The sequence below is a fragment of the Streptomyces sparsus genome (assembly GCF_054776295.1).
Map to the genome: position 1 here is coordinate 1 of NZ_BAAHCA010000506.1, position 3551 is coordinate 3551.

The following is a 3551-nucleotide window of genomic DNA, read 5'->3' on the forward strand; positions in this document are numbered from 1 at the left end:
ATACGACGGTACGCCGACCGGCCCGCCGTCTCGTTCGACAGCCCGTCAGTGGCGCGCCGCCCCGGCCGGTGGCGCGGGCGGGCGCGCCACCGGTCCGGCGCCGTTCTCAGTACCGGTAGAAGCCCTCGCCGCTCTTGCGGCCGATGTCACCGGCGTCGACCATGCGGCGCATCTGCTCGGGTGCGGCGAACTTCTCGTCCTGCGACTCGGTGTAGATGTTGTCGGCCGCGTGCATGAGGATGTCCACGCCGGTCAGGTCCGCGGTCGCCAGCGGTCCCATGGCGTGGCCGAAGCCCAGCTTGCAGGCGGTGTCGATGTCCTCGGCCGTGGCCACTCCGGACTCGTGCAGCTTGGCCGCCTCGACGACCAGCGCGGTGATCAGGCGGGTGGTGACGAAGCCGGCGACGTCGCGGTTGACGACGATGCAGGTCTTGCCGACGCCCTCCGCGAACTCCCGGGCGGTGGCCAGTGTCTCGTCGCTCGTCTTCAGGCCCCGGACCAGCTCGCAGAGCTGCATCATCGGCACCGGCGAGAAGAAGTGGGTGCCCACGACCCGCTCGGGCCGGCCGGTGGCCGCGGCGATCTTGGTGATCGGGATGGCGGAGGTGTTGGAGGCGAGTACCGCCTGCTCCCCCACGACCTTGTCCAGCGTGCGGAAGATCTCCTGCTTGATCTCGATCTTCTCGAACACCGCCTCGACGACGATGTCGGCGTCGGCGACCGCGTCCAGGTCGGTGGTGGTGGTGATGCGGCCGAGTGCGGCCTCGGCGTCCTCGGCCGACAGCTTGCCCTTGCCGACGAACTTGGCGTACGAAGCCTCGATGCCGCCCCGGCCCCTCGACAGGGCCTCGTCGGTGACATCGCGGAGAACCACGTCCCACCCGGCCTGGGCGGAGACCTGCGCGATCCCGGAACCCATCAGTCCGGCTCCGATGACGGCGAGCTTCTTGGCCACGTGCATTCCCCTCTACGGTCCGTACGGCGGTGTTCTCAGCCGGACCATAGCGTCCGTGAGTCCCCATTGGGCGGCGAAGAGATGCGCGTCACGTCTCACCTGATGGACATCACATCTGCTTGTCCCACCGGGCGTCCCGCCTTGCGTAGTTGAGCACCTTTTCACTCAGCAGGCTCTCGTAGGCGTCCAACCGGTGGAGGACCTCCTCGGCCACCTCGTCGACCGGCCGGCCGTCGGCGATCCCGTCACCGACGGCGCGGAAGACGATGCCGCGCATCAGGTTCAGCTGCCCGGCGACCAGCTCCGGCTCCGGGTCGCCGGGCTGTGCCCCGGCCTCCGCGGCCAGCGTCCGGGTCAGCTCCTCGCCGCTGAGCTGGACCATCCGCCACAACTTGGCCACCAGAGTGGGCGAGGAGTGGATGCAGTGCGTGAACCGGTCGTAGTCGGCGACCAGACCGACGTGCGGCGACCGCTCGGTGACGTCCTGCCGCAGCGCGCGCAGGACCGCCTCGGCAGCCGACTCCCCCGGGAGGCGGTCGCTCACGACCGCGGAGAACCGGCCGACCGTCTCCGCCTCCCAGTCGAAGAAGAGGTCCTCCTTGGCGGGGAAGTAGTTGTAGACCGTGTTCACCGACACGTCCGCGGCTTCGGCGATCTCGGCGATCGTCACGGCCTCGAAGCCGCGCTCGAGGAACAGGCCCGTCGCCACATCCGAGATGTGGCGCCTGGTCTGCTGCTTCTTCCGCTCCCTGAGACCCGTCATACAGCCATGGTAACTTCTTGGGGTGAGGTGAAAAATAAAGTCATTGCACTTTTTGGCGGACTCTGTTTGCCTGGGGGCATGCCACCCGTCATCCAGACCGCAGGGCTCACCCGCACCTTCGAGACCAAGACCGGCCCGGTCGAAGCCGTCCGCGGCATCGACCTGACCGTCGAGAGCGGTGAGATCCTCGGCTTCCTCGGCCCCAACGGCGCCGGCAAGACGACCACACTGCGCATGCTCACCACGCTGCTGCCGCCCACCGGCGGCACCGCCTCCGTCGTGGGTCGCGACCTGGCCTCCGACCCGGCCGGGGTGCGGGCACGCATCGGCTACGTCGCCCAGTCCGGCGGCGTCGACCCCAACATCTCGGTCCGCGAGGAACTCACCACGCAGGGCCGCCTCTACCGCCTGACGAAGACGCAGGCCGCGAGCCGCGCCGAGGAACTGGCCGCGGAGCTGGACCTGACCGACCTGCTGGACCGCAAGTGCGCCGCCCTCTCCGGCGGCCAGCGGCGCCGGCTCGACATCGCCATGGCCCTCCCCCACCGCCCCGAGCTGCTCTTCCTGGACGAGCCGACGACCGGGCTCGACCCGGGCAGCCGCGCCGAACTGTGGGAGCTGGTCCGCCGGTTGCGCCGCGAGCTGGGCATGACGGTCTTCCTCACCACGCACTACCTGGACGAGGCGGACGCGCTCGCCGACCGGCTGGTCATCGTCGATCACGGCCTGATCGTCGCCGAGGGCACCGCGGCGCACCTCAAGGCCGAGCACGGCGGCTCATCGGACGCCTCCCTCCAGGACACCTTCCTCGCCATCACCGGCCGCGGCTCCGCACCGCACGACGACGCGCCCATCGCGGTCTGAGGAGACCTCACCCATGCGATCCCTGTTCGCCGACACCGCCGTCATCTTCGGCCGCTACGCCCGCCAGTCACTGCGGTCCCGCGTCACACTGCTCTTCGGCCTGCTGCAACCCCTGCTGTTCCTGATGTTCTTCGGGCCGCTGCTCCAGGAACTCCCGCTCGGCGGGCGGGGCGACTCCTGGCAGACGCTCGTGCCCGGCCTGATGATCCAACTCGGCCTGTTCAGCGCCGCCTTCGCCGGCTTCGGCATCCTGGTGGAGAAGCAGTACGGCGTCGTCGAGCGGATGCGTGTCACCCCCGTCAGCCGACTCGCCCTCCTGCTCGGCCGCATCCTGCGCGACGTGCTGCAACTTCTCGTCCAGTCCCTGCTACTGGTGCTCGTCGGCGTCGCCTTCGGTCTGCGCGCGCCGGTGCTGGGTGTGCTCATGGGCTTCGTCTTCGTCGCGGTGCTCGCCATGTCCCTGGCGTCGCTGTCGTACGCGCTCGCCATGCGGGTCAGCACGCCGCAGGAGTTCGCGCCCGTCATCAACGCCGTCAACCTGCCCGCGATGCTGCTTTCCGGCATCCTGCTGCCGATGGCGCTGGCTCCCGCGTGGCTCGACACCATCTCCCGGTTCGTCCCGTTCCGTTACCTCGTCGACGCCGTGCGGGCCGCCTTCGTCGGTCACTACACCAGTGGCACGGTGGCGCTCGGCGCGGTCGTCGCCCTGGCCTTCGCCTCCGTCTCCATGTTTCTCGGCACCCGGCTCTTCCGCCGTGCGGGGGCCTGAACGGAGTCACCCGCACTCATGGGTGTGCCCGGGGGCTCCGGTGGTAAGAGCGGTATGACCGGCGTCAGCGACAGGGGGAACGTTCATGACCGACCACGACGTGAACCGACGGCGCACCCCGGGCTCCGAACCGGCCGCTGCCCCGCAGACGGCGGGCCGCCGCGGCACCGGCGGCCGCCGGCCTCCCGCAACCGGGCAGG

Annotated in this window: 4 protein-coding genes; 2 read left to right on the top strand and 2 right to left on the bottom strand. The window is 69.9% G+C overall.

What is annotated here, in order from left to right:
* Positions 1-106 precede the first annotated feature (106 nt).
* Together ACYVE9_RS19285 and ACYVE9_RS19290 are read right to left on the bottom strand one after the other, a co-directional pair.
* The gene (locus ACYVE9_RS19285; RefSeq protein WP_461029134.1) at positions 107-955 is read right to left on the bottom strand and encodes a 3-hydroxyacyl-CoA dehydrogenase family protein; all 849 of its coding nucleotides are present in this window, start codon (positions 953-955) and stop codon (positions 107-109) included.
* 109 nt (positions 956-1064) lie between these two features.
* On the bottom strand, positions 1065-1718 hold the full coding sequence (locus ACYVE9_RS19290; RefSeq protein WP_461029135.1) for a TetR/AcrR family transcriptional regulator: 654 nt from the start codon (positions 1716-1718) through the stop codon (positions 1065-1067).
* Positions 1719-1796: 78 nt separating this feature from the next.
* Between ACYVE9_RS19290 and ACYVE9_RS19295 the strand changes: the two genes are divergently transcribed.
* The gene (locus tag ACYVE9_RS19295; protein ID WP_461029136.1) at positions 1797-2582 is read left to right on the top strand and encodes an ABC transporter ATP-binding protein; all 786 of its coding nucleotides are present in this window, start codon (positions 1797-1799) and stop codon (positions 2580-2582) included.
* A 13-nt stretch (positions 2583-2595) separates the two neighbouring features.
* The gene (locus tag ACYVE9_RS19300) at positions 2596-3351 is read left to right on the top strand and encodes an ABC transporter permease (RefSeq protein ID WP_461029137.1); all 756 of its coding nucleotides are present in this window, start codon (positions 2596-2598) and stop codon (positions 3349-3351) included.
* The last annotated feature ends 200 nt before the right edge of the window (positions 3352-3551 follow it).